This window comes from Amycolatopsis sp. NPDC049691, from assembly GCF_040675005.1.
In the GTDB taxonomy this organism is placed as follows: Bacteria; Actinomycetota; Actinomycetes; order Mycobacteriales; family Pseudonocardiaceae; genus Amycolatopsis.
On the sequence record NZ_JBFANX010000001.1, the window covers coordinates 870,809 to 896,788 of the forward strand.

A 25,980-nucleotide genomic window follows, 5' to 3' on the forward strand; every position below is an offset into this window, starting at 1 on the left:
ATGACCACGTCCCGACAGGACCGCATCGCGGCGCTGCCCGCCCACCTGCAGGAAGCGCTGCGGCGGCGGATGGCGGGAGCGGGCGCGCGCACGCCGGAGATCCCGGCCGCCGCCGACCGCTCCCGCCCGATCCCGCTGTCGTCGGCCCAGCGCCGGCTCTGGTTCCTCAGCCGGCTGCGGCCCGGCGACCCCGAATACAACAGCGCGTTCGCCCTGCGCCTCACCGGCGACCTCGACGTCGCCGCCCTCGGCACCGCGTTGCGGCTGCTCGTCGCCCGGCACGAGCCCCTGCGCACCACCTTCACCGAGATCGACGGCGAAGGCGTGCAGGTGGTGCAGCCGCCGTACGACGTGCCGCTGCCCGTCGTCGACGTCGCCCCGGCCGACCTCGACGCCGTGCTGCGCGAGGAGTACGTGCGGCCGTTCGACCTCGAACACGGGCCACTGCTGCGTGCCGTACTGGCCCGCGTCGGCCCGGCCGAGCACGTGCTGCTCGTCTGCGTCCACCACATCGCCACCGACGGCGCTTCGATGGGCGTGCTCACCGAAGAACTCGGGCTGCTCTACCGCGACGGTGCGCAGGCCGAGCTGCCGCCGCAACCCCTGCAGTACGCGGACTTCGCGCTGTGGCAGCACGACCGGCCGACCCGCGCCGCCGGGCTCGCGTACTGGAAGGAGCACCTCGCCGGGAGCACACCCCTGGACCTGCCGGCCGACCACCCGCGCCCGGCCACCCGCGGCACCGCCGGCGCGGTCCGCGAGTTCACCGTCCCCGACGACGTCGCCCGGCGGCTGGCCGAGCTGGCCCGGACCTCCGAGACGACGTTGTTCACCGTGCTGGTCGCCGCCTGCCAGGCACTTTTCGCGCGTTACACCGGGCAGGACGACATCGCGCTCGGCACCGTCGTGCAGGGCCGCGACCGGCCGGAACTGGACCGGGTCGTCGGGTTCTTCGTCAACACGGTCGTGCTGCGCTCCACAGTGGACACTTCCGGGTCGTTCGCCGGCCACCTCGCCACCGCGCGGCGGACGGTCATGGACGCCTTCGCCCACGACGACGTGCCGTTCGAGGAACTCGTCGACGCCGTGCACGCCGGCCGCGACCCCGGCCGCCACCCGCTGTTCGACGTCATGGTGCTGCTGCACACCGCCGGCGGCGCGCTTTCCTTCCCCGGCCTGGCCGTCGAGCCGGCCGAGGTGGCTCGCGACTCCTCGAACTTCGACCTCTCCCTCGAGTTCGAGGAGTCCGGCGGCCGGCTGGCCGGGCTCGTCGAGTACAGCACCGAGCTGTTCGAGGCCGCGACGATCGACCGCCTGCTCACCCACCTCCTGCGGCTCCTGGCCGGAATCGCCGCCGACCCGGACCGCCGGATCGCCGACCTGCCGCTGACGACCGAGGCCGAAGAAGCCACCCTGCCGGCATGGGGGAGCGGCGCGCTCGACGTCCCCGCGACGACCGTCGTCGACCTCCTCGACCACCAGGCGCGGACCCGGCCGGACGCGACCGCGCTGGTCTGCGGGGACGTCCGGCTCACCTTCGCCGAACTCACCGCCCGCACCGACGCGCTCGCCGCCGACCTGGCCGCGCGCGGCGCCGGGCCGGACCGCGTGGTCGCCGTGCTGCTGCCGCGCTCGGCCGAGGCGATCGTCGCGCTGTTCGCCGTGCTCAAGGCGGGTGCGGTGCACCTGTCCGTCGACCCCGGGCTGCCGGCCGAGCGCATCCGGGTCCTGCTCGACGACACGCGGCCGGTGGTCGTGCTGGACGGCACCGTCGTGCCTGCCGGCGGGTCGAGACCGGCCGGGCCCCACCCCGCCGATGCCGCCTACGTCATCCACACCTCCGGCTCGACCGGCACGCCCAAGGGCGTCGTCGTCGAGCACGCGGCCCTGGTCAACCTCCTGGCGAACCACCGGACCGTGTTCGGCCGCGAGCCGATGCGGGTGGCGCTCACCGCGACGCTGTCGTTCGACACCTCCTGGGAAGGTCCGCTGCTGCTGGCCGACGGCCACGAACTGCACCTGATCACCGACGAAACCCGGCTCGACCCGGCCGCGCTCACCCGGTACGTCCGCGACTCGCGCGTCGACTTCCTCGACGTGACGCCGTCCTACCTGCGCCAGCTGCTGCCCGCCGGGCTCCTGAGCGGCGAGCACCGCCCGCGGTTCCTGATGGTCGGCGGGGAGGCCATGGACCGCGACCTGTGGCGGGAGCTGGCCGCCTCGGACACGGCCGCGTACAACTACTACGGGCCCACCGAGTCCACAGTGGACGCCACTTGCGCCCCGGTGACCGGGGACCGCCCGTTGATCGGCCGCCCGCTCGGCAACGTCGGCGCGTACGTCCTCGACGAGCACCTCCGGCTCGTCCCGCCCGGCGTGCCCGGCGAACTCTGCCTCGCCGGGGCGCAGCTCGCCCGCGGCTACCTCGGCCGGCCGGGCCTGACCGCCGACCGGTTCGTCGCGAACCCCTTCGGCGAACCGGGATCCCGGCTCTACCGGACCGGCGACCGCGTCCGCTGGGTGGCCGGGCAGCTCGAACACCTGGGCCGGATCGACGACCAGGTCAAGGTGCGCGGGTTCCGGATCGAACCGGGCGAGGTCGAGGCGGCGCTGCGGCCGTTGGTGACCGATGCGGCGGTGGACGTGCGTGGCGGCCGGCTCGTCGCCTACGTCGTCGGCGAAGCGGAGTTCGCCGGCTTGAAAGCCGAGCTGTCGCGGACGCTGCCGGCGCACCTCATGCCGTCGGCCTTCGTGCGCCTGGACCGGCTGCCGCTGACCCGGCACGGCAAGCTGGACCGCCGGGCCCTGCCGGCGCCGGACCTCGCGGCCGCCACCGAGTACGTGGCCCCGCGGGACGAGCGCGAACGCCTGGTGACCCGGGTCTGGGCCGAGGTGCTCGGCGTCGAGCGCGTCGGCGTCGACGACGACTTCTTCGACCTCGGCGGCGACTCGCTGCTCGGCATCCGGGTCGTTTCCCGGCTGCGGGACGAACTCGGCGCCGACGTCCCGGCCCGGCTCGTCTTCACCGCGCCGACGCCGGCGCGGCTGGCGGCGCAGCTTCCCGACGCGGCCGCCCCGCAGGCGGCGATCCCGCTCCTGCCGCGCGACGGCGGCCGGCTCGAAGCACCGCTGTCCTTCGCCCAGCAACGGCTCTGGTTCCTCGACGAGTTCGAGCCGGGCAGCACCGAATACGTCTCGCCGACCGTGCTGCGCCTGCGCGGCGAGCTGGACACCACGGCGTTGAACCAAGCACTCACCGCTTTGGTCGCCCGGCACGAATCGTTGCGCACGACGTTCGCGACCGTCGACGGCCGCGGCGTCCAGATCGTCCACCCGCCGTACGCGGTCGAGGTCCCGGTGCGGGACGGCGACCTGGCCGACGCGCTGAACAGCGCCACCGGCCCGGTCGACCTGCGCACCGGACCCCTGCTGCGCACGACGGTGACCCGGCTGGCGCCCGGCGACCACGTGCTCACCCTGGTGCTGCACCACATCGTCACCGACGGCTGGTCCTCGGGCGTGCTCCTGAGCGAACTCGCCACGCTCTACGCCGCGTTCACCCGCGGCGAGGACCCGGCACTGCCGCCGCTGCCCCTGCAGTACGCCGACTACGCGGTCTGGCAACGGAACCGCACGGAGTTCGCCGACCAGCTCGGCTACTGGCGCCACCGCCTCGACGGCGTCCCGGTACTGGACCTGCCCACGGACCGGCCGCGCCCGGCGGTCCGCACGAAGAACGGTGCCCTGCACGAGTTCGGCGTCCCGGCCGGGACGACCGCCCGGCTCAAGGAACTGTCCCGGCAGCACGGCGGCACGCTGTTCATGACGCTGCTCGCCGCCTGCCAGCTGCTGTTCGCCCGCTGGTCGGGACAGGACGACGTCGCCGTCGGCACCGTCGTCACCGGCCGCGAGCGCACCGAGCTGGAAGGCCTCATCGGCTTCTTCGTCAACACCCTCGTCCTGCGGTCCACTGTGGACCTGAGCCGCGGGTTCGGCGAGTTCCTCGGCGACGTGCGCGACACCGTGCTGGACGCCTTCGCCCACCAGGACGTCCCGTTCGACCGCGTCGTCGACGACCTGCAGCCCGAGCGCGACACCAGCCGTACGCCGCTGTGCCAGGTGATGGTCGTGCTGCACAACACCCCGGACGCCCGGCCCGCCCTGCCCGGCCTCGACGTCGAAGAGCTGGCGCCGCCGATCGTCACCGCCGGCTTCGACCTGATGGTCCACTTCCACGAGACGGCCGGGCGGCTCGACGCGCTCGTCAACTACAACACCGACCTGTTCGACGCGGCGACGATCGAGCGGCTCACCGGCTGGCTGCGCACCCTCCTGGACGGCATCGCGGCGGACCCGGCGCGCGCATTGGGCGCGCTGCCGTGGATGACCGGCGCCGAGCGCGAACTGGTGCTGCGCGAGTGGAATCCCGCCGGTTTGCCGGAGCGGGGAGCGACGCTGCCCGAGCTGTTCGCCGCGCAGGTGGCGCGCACGCCGGACGCCGTCGCCGTGACGCACGAGGGTACCGAGCTGACCTACCGCGAACTCGACCGGCGGGCGAACCGGCTGGCCCACCGGCTGATCGCCGAAGGCGCCGGGCCCGAGCGCCTGGTGGCGCTGCGGCTGCCGCGCTCGGCCGACCTCGTCACCGGCATCCTCGGCGTGCTCAAGTCCGGCGCCGGCTACCTGCCGATCGACCCGGACTACCCGCCCGCGCGCATCGAGGCGATGCTCGCCGACGCCCAGCCCGTCTGCGTGGTGGACGACGTACACGCCGAGGAGCGGCCGGAGACCGACCCCGGAGTGAGGGTAGCGCCGGAGAACACCGCGTACGTCATCTACACCTCCGGCTCGACCGGCGTGCCGAAGGGCGTCCTCGTCCCGCACGCCAACGTGACCCGGCTGTTCTCCTCGACCGCGCACTGGTTCGGCTTCGACGACCGGGACGTGTGGACGCTCTTCCACTCCTACGCCTTCGACTTCTCGGTGTGGGAACTGTGGGGCGCGCTGCTGCACGGCGGCCGGCTCGTCGTGGTCCCGGCCGACGTCGTCCGGGCTCCCGAGGACTTCCTGACGCTGCTGGCCGAGCAACGGGTGACCGTGCTGAACCAGACGCCGTCGGCGTTCTACCGGCTCGGCACCCTGCCGTCTCCGCCGCTGAGCCTGCGGTACGTCGTCTTCGGCGGCGAAGCCCTGGATCCGCTGCGGCTGGCGGACTGGCGCCGCCGGCACCCGGACGGCCCGCGGCTGGTCGACATGTACGGCATCACCGAGACCACCGTGCACGTCACCCACCGCGTCCTCGACGCCGACGGCCCCGCGACCGTCGGCGTGCCGATCCCGGACCTGCGCGCCTACGTCCTCGACGCGGACCTCGCGCCGGTCCCGCCCGGCGTCACCGGCGAGCTGTACGTCGCCGGCGCCGGGCTCGCCCGCGGCTACCTCAACCGGCCGGGGCTGACCGCGTCGAGGTTCGTCGCCGATCCGTTCGGCGCACCCGGCACGCGGATGTACCGCACCGGCGACCTGCTGTGCTGGACCTCCGGTGGCGAACTCGCCTACCGGGGCCGCGCCGACCACCAGGTCAAGATCCGCGGCTTCCGCATCGAACTCGGCGAGGTGGAAGCGGCGCTGACCGCGCACCCGGACGTGACCGGCGCCGCCGTCGTCGCGCACGGCACCGGCGACACGCGCCGGCTCGTCGCCTACCTGACCGGGACCGTGCCCGGCACCACCGCACTGCGCGAATTCCTCGGCCGCTCCCTGCCCGCGCACATGGTTCCGGCCGTGTTCGTCGGCCTGGCCGAGCTGCCGCTCAACGCCAACGGCAAGCTCGACCACAAGGCGCTGCCCGAACCCGGCGCGCGCACCGAGACCCGTTACGTGGCCCCGCGCACGCCCGAAGAGTCGGTGCTGGCCGAGGTCTGGTCGGCCGTGCTCGGCGTCGACCGGGTCGGCGTCGAGGACAACTTCTTCGGCCTCGGCGGCGACTCGATCCTCAGCATCCAGGTCGTCGCCCGCGCCCGCCAGGCGGGCCTGGGGATTTCGTCGAGGGACCTCTTCCAGCACCAGACCGTCGCCGAACTGGCCAGGATCGCCACGGCGAGCGCGGCGCCCGTGCTCGCCGAAGAAACCGGACCCGCGCCGCTCGGCCCGATCCAGTCGTGGCTGGTGGAACACCTCGACGAGCCGTGGCGGCTCACCATGTCCGTCCACGTCGTACTGTCCTCTGTGGACAGAGAACGCCTCGTGCGCGCGGTCGCCGCGGTGACCGAACGCCATGACGCCCTGCGCATGCGGTTCTCCCGCACGGACGGCACCTGGCGGCAGGAGCCCGCCGCCGCGGAGACCGCCGACGTCCTCCGGCACGCCGACCTGTCCGAAGTGGACGACGTCGTCGCCGCGATGCACGCCGAAGCCGTCCGCGCGCAGACGTCCGTGGACATCGCGCGCGGCCCGGTCTGGCGGGTGGTCCTGTTCACCTTCGCCGACCGCCCGCCCCAGCTGTTCCTCACCGCCCACCACCTCGTCATGGACGGCGTCTCCTGGCGCATCCTGCTGGGCGACCTCGACCGCGCCTACCACGGCGAAGCACTGGCACCGGTCGGCAGCTCGTTCACCCACTGGGCCCGGTCGCTGGCCGAGCACGTGAAAACGGGACGCCTCGACAAGCACACCGCGTATTGGGAAACTGCCCTCCGCGGTGCGCGGACGGACCTCCCGGTCGACCACCCCGGCCGCAACCGCGCGAAGTCGGCGCGCGCGGTCTCGGTGTCACTTGGCCGGGCCGAGACCGCCGCGCTCCTGCGCGACGTGCCGGCGGCGTACCGCACCGAGGTCAACGACGTGCTGCTCAGCGCCCTCGGCCGGGTGCTCGCCCGCTGGACGGGCCGCCCGCGCGTCGTCGTCGCGATGGAAGGTCACGGCCGCGAGGAAATCGCGGCCCCGCTGGACCTCTCCCGGACGATCGGCTGGTTCACCGCCCAGTACCCACTGGTTCTCACGGTGCCCGACGGGGACTGGGGCGACGTCCTCAAAGCGGTCAAGGAACAGCTGCGGGCCGTGCCGGACAAGGGTGCGGGCTACGAAGCCCTGCGCTACCTGAGCCCGCCGGGCGCACCCGGCGCCGCCCTCCGCGACGACCCCGCCCCGCGGATCTCCTTCAACTACCACGGGCGGTGGGACGTCGACGGCGAAGGGTGGTACCGGGGCCGCGGCGAAGCCCTCGGGCACGACAGCGACCCCGACGGCACCCGGCCGTACCTGCTCGACGTCGTCGGCGTCGTCGAAGCCGGTGAGCTGCACTTCACCTGGGAGTACTCGGACGAGGTGCACGACGAGCCCACCGTCCGCGCGCTCGCCACGGAGCTGGTCGAAGCGCTGGCCGAGGTGGTGGACCACTGCGCCGGCGCCGGCGGCCGCACCCCGTCGGACTTCCCGCTGGCCCGGCTCGACCAGGACGGTGTCGACCGGCTCGCCGGCGACGGCCGGGACGTCGAGGACATCTACCCGCTCACCCCGCTGCAGGCCGGGATGGTGTTCCACAGCCTGGTCGACCGCGGTTCGAGCGCGTACTTCGACCAGTTCCGCCTGCGGCTGGGTGGGGTCCGCGATCCGCGCGCGCTCGCCGAAGCGTGGCAGCGCGTGGTGGACCGGACGCCGATCCTGCGCAGCAGCATGGTCTGGGACGGCGTCGACGAACCGCTCCAGCGCGTCCACCGGCAGGTCCGTGTCCCGGTCGGCCACCACGACTGGCGCGACCTGACCGAGAACGAGCAGGAAACGGCGCTCGCCTCGCTGCTCCGAGCCGACCAGGCCGCGGGCATGGACCTGACGGCGCCGCCGTTGATGCGCCTGGAGATCGCCCGCGTCGCCGACGACGAGGTGCAGCTGGTCTGGACGTCGCACCACGTCCTGCTCGACGGCTGGAGCACGGCCCAGGTGTTCGGCGAGGTGGCCGAGCAGTACGCGGCGATCGCCGGCGGCCGGACCGCCGAGCTGGCCCCGCGTCGCCCGTTCCGCGACTACCTGGCCTGGCTGGCGGCGCAGGACCACGGCGAAGCCGAACGGCACTGGCGGGAGGCGCTCGGTGGGTTCGCGGCTCCGACGCCGTTGCCGTACGACCGCCGTCCGCAGGAGGCCCACCGCGCCGAATCGGCCGCGGAGGTGCGCGTCGAGCTGTCCGCCGACGAGTCGGCTCGCCTGCGCGAGGTGGCGAAGGCGGCCGCGCTGACGGTGAACTCGATCGTCCAGGGCGCGTGGGCGCTGCTGCTGGCGCGCCACAGCGGCGAGTCCGACGTCCTGTTCGGCACCACGGTCTCCGGGCGGCCGGCCGAGCTGCCCGGCGTCGAGGCGATGATCGGCATGTTCATCAACACCGTGCCGACCCGCATCGAAGTCCAGAATGGACTGCCGGTGGCCGGGTGGCTGCGCGCGATCCAGGGCGAGCAGGCCGAAGCGCGCCGCTACGACTTCCTCGCGCTGTCGCGGCTGCAGGCGTTCACCGCGGTCCCGGCGGGCACGGCGCTGTTCGACAGCGTGGTCGTCTTCGAGAACTACCCGATCAGCGACAGCGCCCAGGACGGTGTGCGGGTGCTGGACGTCAGCTCCCTCGACACCACCAGCTACCCGCTGAACCTCACCGCCTTCCTGCACGACCGGCTCGGCCTCGAGCTGTCCTACGACCCGCGGCTGTTCGACGAGCCGACGGTCCGGCGGCTGGCCGGGCAGCTCGCCCACCTCGTGCGTGCCATCGCGGCCGACCCGGACCGGCGGGTGGGGGAGCTGTCTCTCACGACGCCCGAGGAACGGCGGGAGCTGGCCGAAGCCGGGGTGGGCGCCGCGCTCGATGTCCCGGCGGGCACGGTCCTGGACGTCTTCGAAGCGACGGCCGCGCGGATCCCCGGCGAGACCGCGCTGGTCTTCCGCGACACGCGGCTGACGTTCGCCGAACTAGACGCCCGGGCCGGCGAGCTGGCGCGCCGGTTGGCTGCGGCGGGGGCCGGACCCGAGCGGGTGGTGGCGATCCGGCTGCCGCGCTCGGCCGAGGCGGTGATCGCGATCCTGGCGGCGTTCAAGGCCGGGGCGGCTTACTTGCCGATCGATCCGGCGCTGCCGGAGGACCGGGTGCGGGTGCTGGTGGAGGACGCGCGCCCGGTGGTGGTGCTGGACGGCACCGAGCTGCAGTTGGCGCCGGATGCGGTCGCGGCCGCCGAGGACGGGCGGCCGGTGGTGGTGGAGGGCACCGAGCCGGCGCCGGATGCGGTCGCCGGGCCCGGGTTCGCTGCCGCCGAGGGCACTGGTTCGGGGCCGGGTGCGGCCGTCGCGGTCCGCCCCGGGCCCGCGAACACCGCCTACGTCCTCTACACCTCCGGCTCCACCGGCCGGCCGAAAGGCGTGCTCGTCGAGCACCGCGGCCTGGTGAACATGCTCGCGAACCACCGCGGCGTCTTCCTCGGCGGGCCCCGCGTCCGCGCCGCGCTCACCGCGTCCTTCTCCTTCGACACCTCCTGGGAGCCCCTGCTCGCCCTGATCGAAGGCCACGAGCTGCACGTGCTGAACGACGACACCCGGCTCGACCCGCACGCGGCCGTCCGGTACGTCCGCGACCACCGGATCGACCTGCTCGACCTCACCCCGACGTACCTGCAGCAGCTCCTCGGCGCCGGGCTCCTGCAAGGGAACCACCGGCCCGCCACCGTGCTCGTCGGCGGCGAGGCGACCGGCGAGGCGCTGTGGCGGGAGCTGGCCGGGTCCGGCGTCTCCGCCCACAACTACTACGGCCCGACCGAAGTGACCGTCGACGCCACGCACGCCCCCGTCACCGGCGACCGGCCGTCGATCGGACGGCCGCTCGCCAACCTCGCGGCCTACGTGCTGGACGCGGCGGGCCACCCCGTCCCCGACGGCGTCGCGGGGGAGCTGTTCCTCGCCGGTCCCCAACTGGGCCGCGGCTACCTGAACCGGCCGGGCCTGACCGCCGACCGGTTCGTCGCCGACCCCTTCGGGCCGCCGGGGACCCGGATGTACCGCACCGGCGACCGCGTGCGCCGGAGCAGCGACGGCCGGCTGGACTACCTCGGCCGCGTCGACGACCAGGTCAAGATCCGCGGCTTCCGCGTCGAGCCGGGCGAGATCGAAGCGGCGCTGCGGCAGCACCCGGCGGTCACCGACACGACGGTGGTGGCCCGCGACGGCCGGCTCGTCGCCTACGTCGTCGGCGAGATCCGCGAGCTGCGGACCTGGCTGCGCGGCCGCCTGCCCGACTACCTCGTGCCGTCGGCGTTCGTGGCCCTCACCGCGATCCCGCTGAACCGCAACGGGAAGATCGACCGCGCCGCGCTGCCCGCACCCGGGCGGGACGCCGAGGCCGAGTACGTCGAGCCGCGGACGACGACCGAACGCCGGCTCGCCGCGATCTGGGCCGACGTGCTGCGCTTGGACCGCGTCGGGCGCACCGACAGCTTCTTCGAACTCGGCGGCGACTCGATCACGAGCATGCGGATCACCTCCCGCGTCCGCGCGGAGTTCGGCGTGGAGGTCTCGCCGCGCGCGTTGTTCACCGCGCCCACGCTCGACCGGTTCGCCGCCGGGCTGCCCGCCGTGCGGGCCACCGCACGGCCCATCCCGGCGGTGCCGCGGGACGGCGCCCTGCCGCTTTCCTTCGCACAGCAACGGCTCTGGTTCCTGGACGAGTTCGAACCGGGCGGCACCGAGTACGTCTCGCCGACGGCACTGCGATTGCGCGGCGAACTCGACGTGCCCGCGCTGCGCCGGGCGCTGACCGCCGTCGTCACCCGGCACGAGTCGCTGCGGACGACGTTCGCCACCGTCGACGGCCGGGGCGTCCAGCTCGTCCACGAGCCTTACGAGGTCGAGCTGCCGGTCGAGGACTTCACCGAAGAGGCCCTCGAAAGCGAGCTGCGGAAGCCGTTCGACCTGCGCACCGGGCCGCTGCTGCGCGCACGCCTGTTCCGGCGGTCGGCCGACGAGCACGTGCTGCTCCTGGCACTGCACCACATCGTCACCGACGGCTGGTCCGCCGGCGTGCTGACGTCCGAGCTGGACGCCTGCTACACCGCGTTCACTCAGGACGCGGAACCGGACCTGCCCGAACTGCCGGTGCAGTACGCCGACTTCGCCGTCTGGCAACGGGAATCCCTCGACGGCCCGGTGCTCGCCGAGCAGCTCGGCCACTGGCGCGAGCGCCTCGACGGCGTGGCGCCGCTCGAGCTGCCGACCGACCGGCCGCGTCCGCCGGTGCGCACCACCGAGGGCGACTGGGTCGAGTTCACCGTGCCGGCCGAGGTGACCGCGCGGCTCAAGGAGCTGGCGGGCGAGGGCGACGGCACGCTGTTCATGACCCTCGTAGCCGCCTGCCAGGTGCTGCTCGCCCGGTGGGCCGGGCAGGAGGACGTCGCGGTCGGCACGGTCACCGCCGGCCGGGAGCGGCCCGAGCTGGAGCGGCTGATCGGCTTCTTCGTCAACACCCTGGTACTGCGGTCCACAGTGGACGGCAGGCGGCCGTTCCGCGAGTTCCTCGCCGAGGTGCGCTCGACGGTCCTCGACGCCTTCGCCCACCAGGACGTGCCGTTCGAGCGGGTGGTGGACGCGGTGCAGCCGGTCCGCGACTCGAGCCGGACGCCGCTGTTCCAGGTGATGGTGGCGCTGCAGAACACCGGCGACGAACCGGGCGGCGGCACCCTCTCGGCCGAGGAGGTCGCGCTGCCGATGACGACCGCGACCTTCGACCTGCTCGTGCAGTTCGAGGAGCACGACGGCGCGCTGCGCGGGGCGATCAACTACAGCACCGGCCTGTTCGACGCGGCCACGATCGAGCGCGTCGCCGCGCGGCTGCGGGTCCTGCTGGCCGAAGCGGCGGCGGACCCGGACCGGCCCGTCGGCGACCTTTCGCTGTTCCTGCCCGGCGAACGCGAGGACGTGCTGGCCGCGGCCCCGCGAGACCCGCGGCCGGACGTCACCCTGCCCGCGTTGCTGCGCCACGACTCCGGCGACGTCGCCGTGTCCGACGACCGGCTTTCGCTCAGCCACCACGAACTCGACGTCCGCGCCAACCGGCTGGCGCACCGGCTGATCGCCGCCGGGGCCGGGCCGGAGACCCGGGTCGCGGTCCGGCTGCCGCGGTCGGCGGAGCTGCTGGTGGCTTTGCTGGCGGTGCTCAAGACCGGCGCGGCGTACGTCCCGATCGACCCGGGCTACCCGGCCGACCGGATCGCCTACATGCTCGAAGACGCGCGTCCGGTCTGCGTGGTCGAAGACGTCGACGCGTCCGGTTTCCCGGACCACGCCCCGGAAGTGACGATCGATCCGGAGCACCCGGCGTACGTCATCTACACGTCCGGCTCGACCGGCCGCCCCAAGGGCGTGGTCGTGAGCCACCGGGCGGCGGCGAACTACCTGCGCTGGGCCGTGGACGCGTACCCGGGGCTGGGCGGCACCGCCGTGCTGCACTCCTCGGTGTCGTTCGACCTCACCGTCACGACGCTGTTCGGCCCGCTCGTGGCCGGCGGCCGCATCCGGGTCGCCGACGTGCTGGAAGCCGAGCCCGTGCCGTGCACGTTCCTCAAGGCGACGCCCAGCCACCTGCCCGTCCTGGCGGGTGACCCGCGGGACCTCGTCGTCGGCGGCGAGCAGCTGCTCGGCGACGTGCTGGACCGGTGGCGCCACGCCCACCCGGGCGCGACCGTGATCAACGAGTACGGGCCGACCGAGACGACGGTCGGCTGCATGGAGTACCGGGTCGAACCCGGGGACACCGTCCCCGCCGGCCCGGTCCCCATCGGCCACCCCATCCGCAACACCCGGCTCCACGTGCTCGACGCCGGGCTGAACCCGGTGCCCCCGGGCATCCCCGGCGAGCTGTACATCGCCGGCGACGGGCTCGCCCGCGGCTACCTGGACCGGCCCGGCCTGACGGCGTCGCGGTTCGTCGCCTGCCCGTTCGGGCGGGCGGGGGAGCGGATGTACCGCTCGGGCGACCGGGTGACCCGGCGGCCGGACGGCGAGCTGGTCTACCACGGCCGCGCGGACGAACAGGTCAAGATCCGCGGCCACCGCATCGAACCCGGCGAGATCGAAGCCGCGCTGCGGGCACACCCCGCCGTCACCGACGCGGCTGTGCTCGCCCGCGACGGGCGGCTGATCGCCTACGTCGTGCCGGACGCCGAACCGGACCTGCGCGAGTTCCTCGGCCGCTCGCTGCCGGACTACATGCTGCCCTCGGCGATCGTGGCGCTGGACGCGTTGCCGGTGACCCGCAACGGAAAGCTCGACCGGGCCGCCCTGCCGGACGCCGACGCCGAAGAACACCGGTACGTCGAGCCGTCGGGGCCGGTCGAGCCGGCGCTGGCCGCGATCTGGGCCGAGGTGCTGGGCCGCGACCGGGTCGGGGCGCGCGACAACTTCTTCGAGCTGGGCGGGGATTCGATCCTCAGCATCCAGGTCGTGCACCGCGCCCGGCTGGCCGGACTGCGGATGCGGTCGAAGGACCTGTTCGCCCACCAGACCGTCGCGTCGCTGGCGACCGTGGTCACCGCGGACGACGGGGACCGGGCGCAGCACAAGGCCGTCGTCGGGGACGTGCCGCTCACGCCGATCCAGCAGTGGTTCCTCGACGCGGAACCGGCGAACCCGGCCCACTTCAACCAGTCCGTACTGCTCGAACTGGCGGGTCCGCCGAACGAGGAGGCGCTGCAGCAGGCACTCGACGCGGTCGTCGCCCACCACGACGCCCTGCGGCTGCGGTTCACCCGGGACGGCGGGGAGTGGCGGCAGCACAACGACGCCCCCGAAGCGGCCGTTCCGCTGCGGGTACTGTCCACTTCGGACCCCGAAGCCGTCGCCGACGAGGTGCACGCGAGCTTCGACCTGGCGCGGCCACCGCAGCTGCGCGCGGTCCTGTTCGAGCCGGACCGGCTCTTCCTCGCCGCGCACCACCTGGTCGTCGACGCGGTGTCGTGGAGCATCCTGGTCGAGGACCTCGACCGCGCCTACGGGCAGATCCTGGCGGGGGAGAAGCCGGACCTCGGCCCGAAGACGACGTCGTTCCGCGACTGGGCGCGGCGGCTGCGAGAGTTCGCCGTCGGCGGCGGCCTGGACGACCAGCGCGAGTTCTGGGCGCGGGAACTGCCGGGTTGCGCGCTCCCGCTCGACCACACCGGCGAGGGGACGGCCGCGGTCGGGTCCGTGCCGGTCGAGATCGGCGAGCGCGACACCGACGCCCTGCTGCACCTGGCCCCCGGGGCGTACCGGACGCGCATCAACGACGTGCTGCTCAGCGCGCTCGCGTGGGCGGTCCGCCGGTGGACCGGGCAGGATTCCGTCGCGATCGACCTGGAAGGGCACGGGCGCGAAGAGGTCCTCGACGGCGTGGACCTGTCCCGGACGGTCGGCTGGTTCACCACGCTGTTCCCGGTCGGGCTGACGATCGACCCGGACGCGGACTGGCGCGCGCTGGTCAAGTCCGTGCGGCGGCAGCTGCGGGCCGTGCCGGGCAACGGCTTCGGCCACGGCGTCCTGCGCTCCTACCGGTTCCCCGAGCTGGGCGCGCAGGCTCCGCAGCTGGCGTTCAACTACCTCGGCCAGGGCGGCGGCACGGGTGGCGGCGACGGGCTCGTCCGCGCGTCGCACCCGCCGATCGGCCGCGAGCAGGACCCGGCGAACGTGCCGGCGCACCTGCTGGAAGTCGTCGGCGGTGTCCGGGACGGCCGGCTGGAGTTCACCTGGTTCTTCCGGCCGGACCGGCACGACCGCGCGACGGTCGAGGCCGTCGCCGCCGGCTTCGCCGAAGCCCTGCGGCGCATCGCCGCCGACTGCCGGGGGGAGGACGCGTGAGCGCGCCGAGCGAGGTGAAGCTGTCCCGCAACCGCGACTACCGGCTGCTGTGGAGCGGCCAGGTCGTCTCCGAGGCCGGGTTCAGCACCACGACGATCGCGTTTCCCCTGCTGGTACTGGCGATCACGGGCTCGGCCGCGCAGTCCGGCCTGGTGCTGGGCGCGGTCGCGATCGCGCAGCTGGTCGCCGGGCTGCCGGCCGGTGCGCTGGTGGACCGCTGGTCGCGCAAGCGGATCATGCTCGGCTGCGAGGCGGTGCAGGCGCTCGGGGCGGTGAGCCTGGTGCTCGCCGTGTGGTGGGGCGTGGCGGGGGTGGCGCAGCTCGTCGTCGTCGCCGTCCTGATGGGGCTGTGCCGGGCGTTGTTCGAGCCCGCCGAGGAAGCCAGCCTGCCGCGGCTGGTGAGCACCGAGCAGGTCCCGTCGGCGGTGGCGCTGAACGCGGCGCGCACCAGCGCCGGCCAGCTGTCGGGCACCGCGCTCGGCGGGTTCCTGTTCGCACTGGGCCGGTTCGTGCCGTTCGTCTTCGACGTCGTCGCGCACGTGGTCGCGTTCGTGTCGCTGGTGTTCGTCCGCCTGCCCGCGCGTCCCGAACCGGCCGGCGAGCGGCCGCCCGCGCACCTGGGCCGCGAGATCGTCGAAGGGCTGCGCTGGGTGTGGCGGCAGCCGCGCGTGCGCGTCACGGCGGTGTGCGCGATCGTCCTGAACCTGTTCTTCGCCGCGTACTACCTGGTGATCATCGTGCTGGCGAACGAACGCGGCGTGCCGCCCGGCGAGATCGGCGTGATGGCCGCGATGCTCGGCGGCGGCGGCATCGCCGGCGCGCTGGCCGCGCCGTACCTGCACCGGCGGTTCAGCCCGTACACCCTGATCATCGGCGTGTTCTGGGGGCTGACGCTGCTCACGCCACTGGCGGTGTTCGTGCACAACGGCTACCTGATGGGCCTGCTGTTCGCGGCGATGGCGTTCCTGTCCCCGGCGGCGAACACGACCATCAACACCTACCAGCTGCTCTACACGCCCGACGAGCTGCGCGGCCGCCTCGGCGGCGTGATGGGCGTGACGGGCGGGCTGGCCGCGGCGCTCGGCCCGGCGCTGGGCGGCTGGCTCGTCGACCTCCTCCCCGATCCGGCCGCCGTGCTCACCTGCGCGGGGGCGATCGCGGTGGTGACCGTGCTGACGACGTTCAGCCGGACCCTCCGCGGCTTCCCTGCTGTGTCCGATGTCGAAACCGTCAACCCCAAGGAGTCCTGATGGACGAGAACACCACCTACCAGGTCCTGCTCAACGACGAGGGCCAGTACTCCCTCTGGCCGGCGGACAAGGAGGTCCCGGCCGGCTGGCAGCCGGACGGCACGCGCGGGACCCGGCAGGAGTGCATGGACCACGTGGACGAGGTGTGGACCGACATGCGGCCCCGCAGCCTGCGGGAACGGATGTCGGCCGGCTGACCCTGGCGGAGGACCGGCACCGGCCGGCCACGATTCCGGCCGGCTTCCCAAGCTCCGAATCCGTGACCGGGTGGCTCACCGCACCTCGGCGAGCCGCCCGGTCAGCCGGTCGCGTTGTCCGCGTAGGTCACCGTGATGTTCTTGAACCCCAGCGACTGCAGCAGCCCCACCAGCATCGTCTTCGTGTTCCGCTCCGCGTCGGCCACCAGCGTGCTCTTGCCCGCCGCCTCCTGGATCTTCTTCTGGGCCAGCTCGTACAGCGCCTGCTGTGAATTCGGGTTGCCGTTCAGGAAGTCGCTGATCCGGGTGAACAGGCCCTGCTGCTGCGCGTACACATAGGACTCCTTGACGTCCAGGGTCGCCGGCTCCAGCTGGGCGTGGCCCAGCGTGATCGTGGCCGACTGGCGGTCGTCGGAGACCTTGACCGCGTCGCCCTTCAACCCGGAGAAGTCCACGTACGCGTTGTCCGTGCCCACTCCGACGAACATCGTGTCGCTGCCCACGAGGAAGCTCGGCAGGATCGAGCTCGTCGTGATGTCGACGATCACCTGGAACGAACCGCTCGCCGCCTCGTAGCGGGACAGCTCGACGATCGACTGCAGCAGCACGGGGCCCGAGCGTTCCTCCGTCTTCTCGGCGAACGGGTTGCGCAACTGGGGTAACAGGTGCACCGCCGACGCGACGAGCACGGCCACCGCCAAAAGCACCACTGCCACCGCGACCGCGACGAGCCGCTTGCCCCAAGCACCCATGCCGCAAGATTACCCACGCCGCCGCGCGGTCAAGCGGGTCCGGCGGTACCGTGTCCGGTGTGCGCAAGTCCGTGTGGCTGTGGATCCTGGTGGTCATCGTCGTCATCGTGGTGCTCGGGCTGATCTTCGGCGGCTACCGCAAGGGCGAGAAGCTCGGAGCGCCCGCCGAGCCCGTGACGGCGTCGAGCGTCGCCCGGGCGGCCTGACGCCCGGGCGACGCTCTGTCCACAGTGGAGGTCAGCGGGCCGTGCAGGTCGAGGTGACGCCCTCGGCGCTGCCGGTGCCCTGGAAGCCGAACTCGGTGGACTGACCGGCCGCGACACTGCCGTTGTAGCTCACGTTGGTCCAGGTCACCGAGCCGCTGGTGCCGCTGTTGCCGGCGCTCCAGCCGTTGGTGACGGCCGCGCCCGCCGGCAGGTTCGTCGTCACCGACCAGCCGGTGAGGGCGCTGGACCCGGCGGTCACCCGCACCGTGGCCACGAAACCGCCGTTCCACGAGTTCAGGGACACCGAGCTGGTGCAGCCGCCCGGCCCCGGAGTCGTCGGTGTGGTCGGGGTCGTCGGGGTGGTCGGCGTGGTGGGAGTCGTCGGGGTGGTCGTGGTGCCGCCGGCGTTCAGCGCGTCGAGGACGCTCGTGTAGGCGGCCTTCTTGTTCCCGTTGCCGTCGAACAGCAGCGGGTTCTCGCCGGTGCGCCACGAGTCGGTGTCGCGGATGCCCCAGACCGTGATGCCGGCGCAGCGGCTGACGGCCAGGCAGGCCCGGGTGACCGTGCCGTACACCGCGGCCTGGTTCGACCCGGAGATGTCCAGCTCGGTGATCTGGACCTCGACGCCGAGGTCGGCGAACCGCTGCAGGTTGGCCTGGTAGTCGCTCGGGGCGGAGTTGCTCAGGTGCGACTGGAAGCCGACGCAGTCGATCGGCACGCCGCGGGCCTTGAAGTCCTGGACCATGTTGTAGACGCCGGTGCTCTTGGCGTTGACGCCGTCGGTGTTGTAGTCGTTGTAGCAGAGCTTCGCGCCGGGATCGGCCGCCCGCGCGGCCCGGAAGGCCGCCTCGATCCAGTCGTTGCCGGTGCGCTGCAGGTTCGAGTCCCGCCGTCCGCCGCCACCGCCGTCGGCGAAGGCTTCGTTCACGACGTCCCACGCGTAGATCTTGCCCTTGTAGTGGGTGGCGACCTGCGTGACGTGGTTGATCGCGGCCTGGCGCAGGGCGGAGCCGCTGAGGCCCTGAGCCCAGCCCGGCTGCTGCTGGTGCCACAGCAGAGCGTGGCCGCGCACCCGTTTGCCGGTGCTGACCGCCTGGTTCAGGATGCGGTCGCCGCCGGAGAACGAGAACTGGCCCTGGCTGGGCTCGGTCGCGTCCCACTTCATCTCGTTTTCCGGCGTCACCATGGTGAACTCGCGGTCCAGGATGCCGACGTACGTGGAGTCGCCGAGCTTCCCGGCCGAGACGGCGGTGCCGAAGTACCGGCCCGTCTGGGCGGCCGACGCGCCGAGCGTCGAAGCCGCCCCGGCGGAGGTGGCCAGCACCAGCGAGACCCCGAGCGACGTCGCCAAGAACGCGGAGGCGAGCGCTGCGCGCGATGCGGGTTTCACGGCCGCCTCAACCGATGTTCGCCGAGAAGGAGTTGACCGCGAGGCCGACGCCGCCGCTCCACGGCTCGAACCCGGCCTGGATGCTGGTCAGGTACCAGGACCGGTCCACGCGGGTGCGGTTGTCGACGTCGTTGACGAAGTCCATGACGTTGAACGACCAGCCCGAAATCGCGGACTGGGCCACGTAGGACACCACGTCGTTGCCGCCGTTGTTGCCCTGCCACACTTCCCAGCTCCGGCCGCCGATGGTCGTGGTGCCGACCCGGCCGCCGACCGGCTGGACGCCGCCCACGCGGTTGAACCAGATCATCAGCTCCATCTGGTTGACGCCGTTCGTCTTCGCGGTCGGGTCCATCCAGATGTCGTAGGAGGCGTCGAAGGTCGAGCCGCCGACGTAGGTGTAGGAGATCGACGACGGCGCGCTGCCGATCCGGCTCAGCTGCCGCGGCAGGGGCGAGCCGGGGGAGCAGTTCCCGTAGTGGCACCCGAGGTAGACCGCCGGGTACGACAGCGGTGCGCCGCCGCTGGTCGACCCCTGCTGGGTCTGGATGCGGAAGCCGCTTCCGGTGACGTTGATGCACTGCTGGGCGCTGCTGCCCCAGCGGTTGTTCATGACCACGTACCGGCCGCCGATCGTGGTCGAACCGTACTGGTCGCAGATGAGGGTGTCCGCGTGCGCGGCGGGGGCCGCGACGGCGACCGGGGCCAGCAGGCCGGCCGTGAAGAGTGCTACCGCGGACAGGGCGTGCTTCAGTTTCACGTGCCGCTCCACTTCGTCGTGGGGAACGCTTCTGGGAGCGCTCTCAGCTCGGACCGCCCTCGATGAAACCACACCGCAACCGGTGAGCAAAGACCTGATCGGTGATCAATTTTCCGCACCCCTTCGAAAGTTTCGCCGCGATTGCCAACGGCGTGGGCGAGCGGTTACCGTCACCTGGGAGCGCTCTCAGTCCGGATCACCATCGGTACGCCGACGAAGACGAGGAGATGGCGAATGCGGGCAAGAAAGCTGCGGGCCGGTCCGGCCCTGCTGGTCGCGGTGGCGCTCGGGCTGGCGGGAGGGACCGCGCCCGCGGCCGCCGCGGACTACGAGCGCCTGCTCAACGGCACGTTCTCCGCGGGCACCTTCGACCCGTGGTGGGCCGGGTCGGGCACGACCGGCCACGTCACCGGCGGGGAGTTCTGCACCGACGTCCCCGGCGGCACGGCCAACGGCTACGACGCGCTGTCCGGCCAGAACGGGGTGCCGTTCGAAGCGGGGCAGCAGTACACCCTGACGTTCGACGCGCACGCGACGACCACCCAGCAGATCTCGGCGGTCGCGGGCGAAGCCGTTTCGCCGTACCGGCAGATCTCGCGGACCGACCTGACGGTCACCCCCTCGACACAGCACTTCAGTGTAACTTTCACGTCCACTTTGGACTTCCCGGCCGCCGGCAACGGGCAGCTGGCTTTCTGGTTCGGTGGCCAGGCCGCCGCCAACACCGTGTGCCTCGACAACATCTCCCTCATCGGCGGCGTCGTCCCGCCCGGCGGCCTGCCGCCGACCAGCGGCATCCGCGTGAACCAGGAAAGTTACGCGCCGGGCCTGCCCAAGCGGGCCACGTTGATCAGCGACTCGGCCACCGCGCAGACCTGGACGCTGAAGAACTCCGCCGGCACCGCCGTGGCCACCGGCCAGACCCGGCCGCGCGGCGCGGACGCGGCGTCCGGCGAGAACGTGCACGAAATCGACTTCTCCGCTTATGACACCGCGGGGGCCGGCTACACGCTGAGCGTCGGGTCGGAGACGAGCTTCCCGTTCGACATCTCCACCGCCGGGCCGCAGAAGCTGCGGTACGACTCGCTGGCGTTCTTCTACCACCAGCGCAGCGGCATCGCGATCGACGCCGCGTACGTCGGTGCCGGCTACGCGCGGCCCGCCGGGCACGTCAACGTGGCACCGAACCAGGGCGACGACAACGTTCCCTGCCGGTCGGACCTGAACTGCGGCTACACCCTCGACGTGCGCGGCGGCTGGTACGACGCCGGCGACCACGGCAAGTACGTCGTCAACGGTGGCATCGCCGCGTGGGAGCTGCTCGACGAGTACGAGCGCGCGGTCCGGCTGGGCGACGCGAGCGCGCTGGGCGACGGCAAGCTGGCGATCCCGGAACGCGCCAACGGCGTGCCCGACATCCTCGACGAGGCCCGCTGGGAAGTCGACTTCCTGCTCTCGATGCAGGTGCCCGACGGCAAGCCGAAGGCGGGCATGGTGCACCACAAGATCCACGACGCCCAGTGGACGGCCCTGCCCACCCGGCCCGACCAGGACAGCCAGCCGCGCCGGCTGTCGGCACCGAGCACGGCGGCGACGCTGAACATGGCCGCGGTGGCGGCGCAGGCGTCCCGGCTGTGGCAGACCATCGATCCCACGTACTCGGCGAAGCTGCTCGCCGCGGCCGAGAAGGCCTACGCGGCGGCGAAGGCCAACCCGAACGTCCTGGCCGATCCCAACGACGGCACCGGCGGCGGCACCTACAGCGACAACACCGTGACCGACGAGTTCTACTGGGCGGCCGCGGAACTGTTCGCCACCACGGGAAAGAGCGCGTACCGCACCGACGTCACCGGGTCGGCGCTCTACCGCGGGAAGAGCTTCACCACGCACGGCTTCGACTGGGCCTCGACGGGCGCGCTCGGCGACATCACCCTGGCCCTGGTGCCCACCGACCTGCCCGCGGCGGACGTCGCCGCGATCAGGACGGCGATCACCACGACCGCCGACAGCCACCTGGCGCAGCTGGCGACCATGGGCTACCCGGCGCCGTACCGGACGGCCGACGGCACGTACGAATGGGGCTCCAACGGCCTGGTGGCCAACAACGGTGTCGTGCTCGCGCTGGCCTACGACTTCACCAAGCAGGACAAGTACCGCGACGGCGCGTTCGCGGCGATGGACTACCTGCTCGGCCGCAACCCCGCGAACTACTCCTACGTCTCCGGCCACGGCGACCAGGCGGTGCGCAACGTGCACCACCGGTTCTGGGCGCACGAGCTGGACGCGTCGCTGCCGACCGCACCGCCGGGCGCGCTGTCCGGCGGACCCAATAGCGGCCTGCAGGACCCGACCGCGGCCCGGCTGCTCACCGGGTGCGCGCCCCAGCGCTGCTTCGTCGACGACATCCAGGCGTACTCGGTGAACGAGGTCGCGATCAACTGGAACTCGGCGCTGGCCTGGCTGTCCGGCTGGGTCGCCGAGAAGACGTCGTCCACTGTGGACACGACGGCGCCCGCGGCGCCGGGCACCCCGGCCGTGTCCGCGGTGACGGGCGGCGGCGCCACGCTGACGTGGCCGGCTTCCGCGGACCCCGAGAGCGGCGTCAAGAGCTACGACGTGGTCCGCGTGGCCGGCTCGGCCCGCACGGTCCTCGCCACCGTCACCGGCACGACGGCGACGCTCACCGGCCTCTCGCCGTCGACCGCGTACACCGTGGTCGTCGTGGCCCGCAACGGCGCCGGCCTGACGAGCCAGGACTCGCCGTCGGCGCAGTTCACGACCCAGCCCGCGACACCGGCGGGCGGCTGCGCGGTGACGTACTCCGCGAACACGTGGAACGGCGGCTTCACGGCGGCGGTCACGGTGAAGAACACCGGCACGACGCCGTGGACGAGCTGGAAGCTGGGCTTCACGTTCCCGGGCAGCCAGAAGGTGACGCAGGGCTGGTCGGCGACGTGGACGCAGTCGGGGGCGGCCGTCACCGCGGCGTCCCTGCCCTGGAACGGCTCGCTGGCTCCGGGCCAGTCGGCGTCCATCGGCTTCAACGGCAGCTACACCGGCACCAACACCAGCCCGGCGGTCTTCACGGTCGACGGGAGGGCGTGCGGCTGAGTGGAGGTAGCCGACACCGAAGAGGGCGGATGAGTGGGATCTTCCGCCCTCTTCGGCTTCCCGTGACCGCGCTTAAGGTCGTGCCTGCCGGCAACCCGACGACCGAAAGAGACGATCATGGACGGGCTGATGCAGCCGCGGCCGCTCACCATCGCCCACATCGTGGACCGGGCCGAGCGGCTCTTCGCGCACAAGGAAGTCGTGACGCCGGACGAACGGCGCACGTACGCCGACGTGCTGGGCGACGTCCGCCGCCTTGCCACCGCGCTGGACGCCCTGGGCGTCCCGGAAGGTGCGCGCGTCGGGACGTTCGCGAGCAACACGCGCCGCCACCTGGAGCTCTACCTCGCCGTGCCGGCCACCAAGCGGGTGCTGCACTCGATCAACATCCGGCTCTCGGCGGAGCACCTCGAGTACATCGTCGACCACGCCGAGGACGACGTGGTGTTCGTCGACCGCGGGCTGCTCCCGCGGATCTGGCCGAGCGCCGGGAAACTGCCGAAGGTGCGGCACTGGGTGGTGCTGCCCGACGGCACCGACGAGGAGATCCCGGCTGATCCCCGGGTCCTGGACTACGACGCGCTGGTCTCGGACGCGGAGCCGTTCGCGGGTTCGTTCGAGGCCGCGTTCACGCTCGCGGAAGAGAACCTCGCGTCCGGGTTGTGCTACACCTCGGGGACGACCGGGCCGCCCAAGGGCGTGCTCTACAGCCACCGGTCCACGGTCCTGCACTGCCTGGGCACCCAGGCGGCCGGCCTGATCGGCCTCTGCGAAAGCGACGTCGTGCTCCCGATCGTCCCGATGTTCCACGCCAACGCGTGGGGCCTGCCCTACGGCGCGATGATGGCGGGCGCGTCGCTGGTCCTGCCCGGCCCGTCCGCGGAACCGGCGCACCTGCTGCGGTTGATGGCGGCCGAGCGGGTGACCGTCGCCGGCGCCGTCCCCACCGTGTGGACCAGCCTCGCTCCCGAACTGGGCGCGTACGACCTGAGCGCGACGCGGTTCCTGCTCGGCGGCGGCTCCGCCGTGCCCCCGGCCCTGTCGGAGACCTACCGGGCCGCGATCGGCGTCCCCATCACCCACTCCTGGGGGATGACCGAGATCAGCCCGGTCGGGGTGATCGGCGGCACGCGCACCCAGCACCGGGCGCTGAGCGAGGACGAGCAGGTGAGCGTCCGGGCCGCCCAGGGCCAGCCGCTGCCGTTGGTGAACGTGCGGATCGTCGACGTCGAGACCGGCGACGAACTGCCGCGCGACGGGCGCGCCGTCGGCGAGCTGCAGGTCGCGGGCCCGTGGGTGGCGGGCGGCTACTTCCGGGTGGACGCCGCCGGCAGCTTCACCGCCGACGGCTGGCTGCGCACCGGCGACCTGGCCACCATCGACGGCGCGGGCTACCTGCGGCTGGTGGACCGGATCAAGGACCTGATCAAGTCCGGCGGCGAGTGGATCTCTTCGGTCGAGCTGGAGGCCGCGATCGCGGCGCACCCCGACGTCGTCGAGGTGGCGGTGATCGGCCGGCCGGACCCGCGGTGGATGGAACGGCCCGTCGCCTACGTCGCCTTGCGCGAGGGCAGCGCCACCACGGCCGAGGACCTCCTGCGGCACCTCACGCCGCTGGTCGCGAAGTGGTGGCTGCCCGACGAATTCTTCTTCCTGCCCACGTTGCCGAAGACGGGCACCGGCAAGCTCTCCAAGCTCGACCTGCGGGAGGCGCAGCGGATCGCCTAGGCGACGCTCGCGCGGAGGGCGTGGAGGCGCAGGCCCAGCTGCAGCTCCAGATCGTTGCCCTGCCGCCAGTCGAAGCCGAGGACGCTGCCGGCGCGGTCCAACCGCTTCAGCAGCGTGTTGACGTGGACGTGCAACGCCCGCGCCGTCGCCGCCACGTTCGCGCGGTTGTCGTAGTAGGCGGCCAAAGTCTCCACGAGTTCGGTGCCGCGCTGCTCGTCGTACGCCAGCAGCGCGCCGAGGGAGCCGGCCAGGAACCGGTCCAGTTCCCCGGCGCGCTCGGCGTCGAACACCATGGCGTACAACGCATACTGCCGCGTCGTCGCGCCCGTGTCGGTGTGGCCGAGCGCCCGCAGTACCGCGCCGCAGCGGCCCGCCAAGGAGAACGCGCGGGACCAGTCGTGGCCGGCCGCCCGTTCGGCGACGACCAGGACCGGCCCGCCGAGCGTGCGCCGGAGTCTGCTGTGGACTTCCGCCACCGTCTCCTCTTCGTCGGCACCCGGAAGCAACATCGTGGCCCGGCCCAGATGCTCACCGGCCAGGCCGGCGTGGTCGCGCGCGATGTCGTGCAGGTGGCGGGCCAGGTCGGTCGGCGCCACCGCGGGGGAGTCCGCCACCACGACCAGGTCCAGGCGGTCGGCGTCGATGCCGCGCGCACGGGCGCGGGTGCGCTGCGCCGGGCTGATCCCCGGGCTGCCCACCATCAGCTCGGTGAGAAGTTCGCCGCTCACGCGTTCGCCGGCCTCGGCCACCGCCCGCTCCTTGAGGATGAGCAGCCCGAGGATGTGGGTCGCCCGCTCCAGCGTGCGCAGGTCCGTGTCGTCCGGGACGCCCTCCCGGCGCCACGCCAGCGCGCCCAGGTAGCTGTCGCCCGCCTGGATCGCCGCCACGCTGAGGCCGGCGGCCACCGTGCAGCGCCCCGAACGCCGCGCTTTCTCGACCGCGTCGGCCAGCTCGATCTCGCCCGTCCGGTCGAGGAGCGTGACGCTGCCGCCGAGCTGGTCGGCGAGCAGCTGCGCGACGTCGTCCGGCGTGCCGCCGGCCAGCACGACCCCGGTCAGCGCCTCGTGGATCGCCTGCGCCCGCTCGATCTTCCGGTACGCGCTTTGCAGCTCCTGCAAGGCGGTCCGGCTCGCTTCGTAGAGCCGGGCGTTGTCGAGGGCGACCGCGGCGTGGTCGGCGAACGCGTTCAGCAGCGCGATTTCGTCGGCCTGGAACGACCTTTCGGAGCGGTACGCGGCGAACAGCGCGCCCACCGCCTCACCCCGGATGACCAGCGGCACCCCGAGGAGCGCGACCAGGTCCTCGGTCCCGACCAGCCGGTCGAAGTCCGGATCGTGCTGGATGAGCGTCGAGGACGCGTAGTCGCGCACCCAGTGCGGGCTGCGCGAAGCCAGCACCTTGCCGCCGAGCCCCACCGTCGCCGGGATGGCCGCCGCGAGGAACTCGGCGGAGATCGTGCCGTCCGACGCGCGGGCCGACAGCCTGCCGTCCGGGCCGACCAGCGAGAGGTAGGTGAAGTCCGTGCCGATGAGGTCGTGGGCGTGGTGGACGATCGACTGCAGGACCTCGTCCAGCCCGCCGAGCGCGGTGAGGGACTTGACGGTCGCGTACAACGACGCCAGTTCACGCTGTCGCCGCGCGAGCGAACCCGGCTCGGTCACCGCACCCTCCTCTTCGCGATCAGGTGGACGAAAGACCCACCACCCCGCCGTGAGGAGTGGGTGGTCCGCACCTCA

10 protein-coding genes are annotated in these 25,980 nt (G+C 72.8%); 6 read left to right on the forward strand and 4 right to left on the reverse strand.

What is annotated here, in order from left to right:
• The 3 genes from AB0J40_RS04045 to AB0J40_RS04055 are packed head-to-tail and all read left to right on the forward strand — an operon-like array spanning position 1 to position 16,297.
• The gene (locus tag AB0J40_RS04045) at positions 1-14,850 is read left to right on the forward strand and encodes a non-ribosomal peptide synthase/polyketide synthase (protein WP_364447155.1); all 14,850 of its coding nucleotides are present in this window, start codon (positions 1-3) and stop codon (positions 14,848-14,850) included.
• Positions 14,847-16,100 carry an MFS transporter gene (locus AB0J40_RS04050; RefSeq protein ID WP_364447158.1) on the forward strand — a complete coding sequence of 418 codons (1,254 nt, stop codon included), beginning with the start codon at positions 14,847-14,849 and terminating at the stop codon, positions 16,098-16,100. Before AB0J40_RS04045 ends, AB0J40_RS04050 begins: the two co-directional genes overlap by 4 nt.
• Positions 16,100-16,297 (forward strand): MbtH family protein, encoded by a 198-nt coding sequence (locus AB0J40_RS04055; RefSeq protein WP_364447161.1) that lies wholly within the window; start codon positions 16,100-16,102, stop codon positions 16,295-16,297. The genes AB0J40_RS04050 and AB0J40_RS04055 overlap by 1 nt, the downstream gene beginning before the upstream one ends.
• 101 nt (positions 16,298-16,398) lie before the next feature.
• On the opposite strand, the gene AB0J40_RS04060 is transcribed toward AB0J40_RS04055, so the two are convergent.
• On the reverse strand, positions 16,399-17,049 hold the full coding sequence (locus AB0J40_RS04060) for a DUF4230 domain-containing protein (protein ID WP_364447164.1): 651 nt from the start codon (positions 17,047-17,049) through the stop codon (positions 16,399-16,401).
• A gap of 59 nt (positions 17,050-17,108) precedes the next feature.
• On the opposite strand from AB0J40_RS04060, the gene AB0J40_RS04065 reads away from it, so the two are divergent.
• On the forward strand, positions 17,109-17,255 hold the full coding sequence (locus tag AB0J40_RS04065; protein WP_364447167.1) for a hypothetical protein: 147 nt from the start codon (positions 17,109-17,111) through the stop codon (positions 17,253-17,255).
• 31 nt (positions 17,256-17,286) lie between these two features.
• Here the strand turns inward: AB0J40_RS04065 and AB0J40_RS04070 are convergent, their stop codons facing one another.
• Together AB0J40_RS04070 and AB0J40_RS04075 are read right to left on the reverse strand one after the other, a co-directional pair.
• Complete coding sequence (locus tag AB0J40_RS04070; protein WP_364447169.1) at positions 17,287-18,645, reverse strand: endo-1,4-beta-xylanase; 1,359 nt, start codon at positions 18,643-18,645, stop codon at positions 17,287-17,289.
• Between the two features lie 7 nt (positions 18,646-18,652).
• Positions 18,653-19,405, reverse strand: a complete 753-nt coding sequence (locus tag AB0J40_RS04075) for a glycoside hydrolase (protein ID WP_364447172.1) — start codon at positions 19,403-19,405, stop codon at positions 18,653-18,655.
• Between the two features lie 234 nt (positions 19,406-19,639).
• Between AB0J40_RS04075 and AB0J40_RS04080 the strand changes: the two genes are divergently transcribed.
• Both AB0J40_RS04080 and AB0J40_RS04085 read left to right on the forward strand, forming a co-directional pair.
• Entirely contained in the window at positions 19,640-22,516 is a 2,877-nt protein-coding gene (locus tag AB0J40_RS04080) for a glycoside hydrolase family 9 protein (protein ID WP_364447174.1), read from the forward strand.
• 117 nt (positions 22,517-22,633) lie between these two features.
• Positions 22,634-24,244, forward strand: a complete 1,611-nt coding sequence (locus AB0J40_RS04085; RefSeq protein WP_364447177.1) for a long-chain fatty acid--CoA ligase — start codon at positions 22,634-22,636, stop codon at positions 24,242-24,244.
• Here the strand turns inward: AB0J40_RS04085 and AB0J40_RS04090 are convergent.
• Positions 24,241-25,905, reverse strand: a complete 1,665-nt coding sequence (locus AB0J40_RS04090; RefSeq protein ID WP_364447180.1) for a GAF domain-containing protein — start codon at positions 25,903-25,905, stop codon at positions 24,241-24,243. The genes AB0J40_RS04085 and AB0J40_RS04090 overlap by 4 nt on opposite strands.
• Between the last annotated feature and the right edge of the window lie 75 nt (positions 25,906-25,980).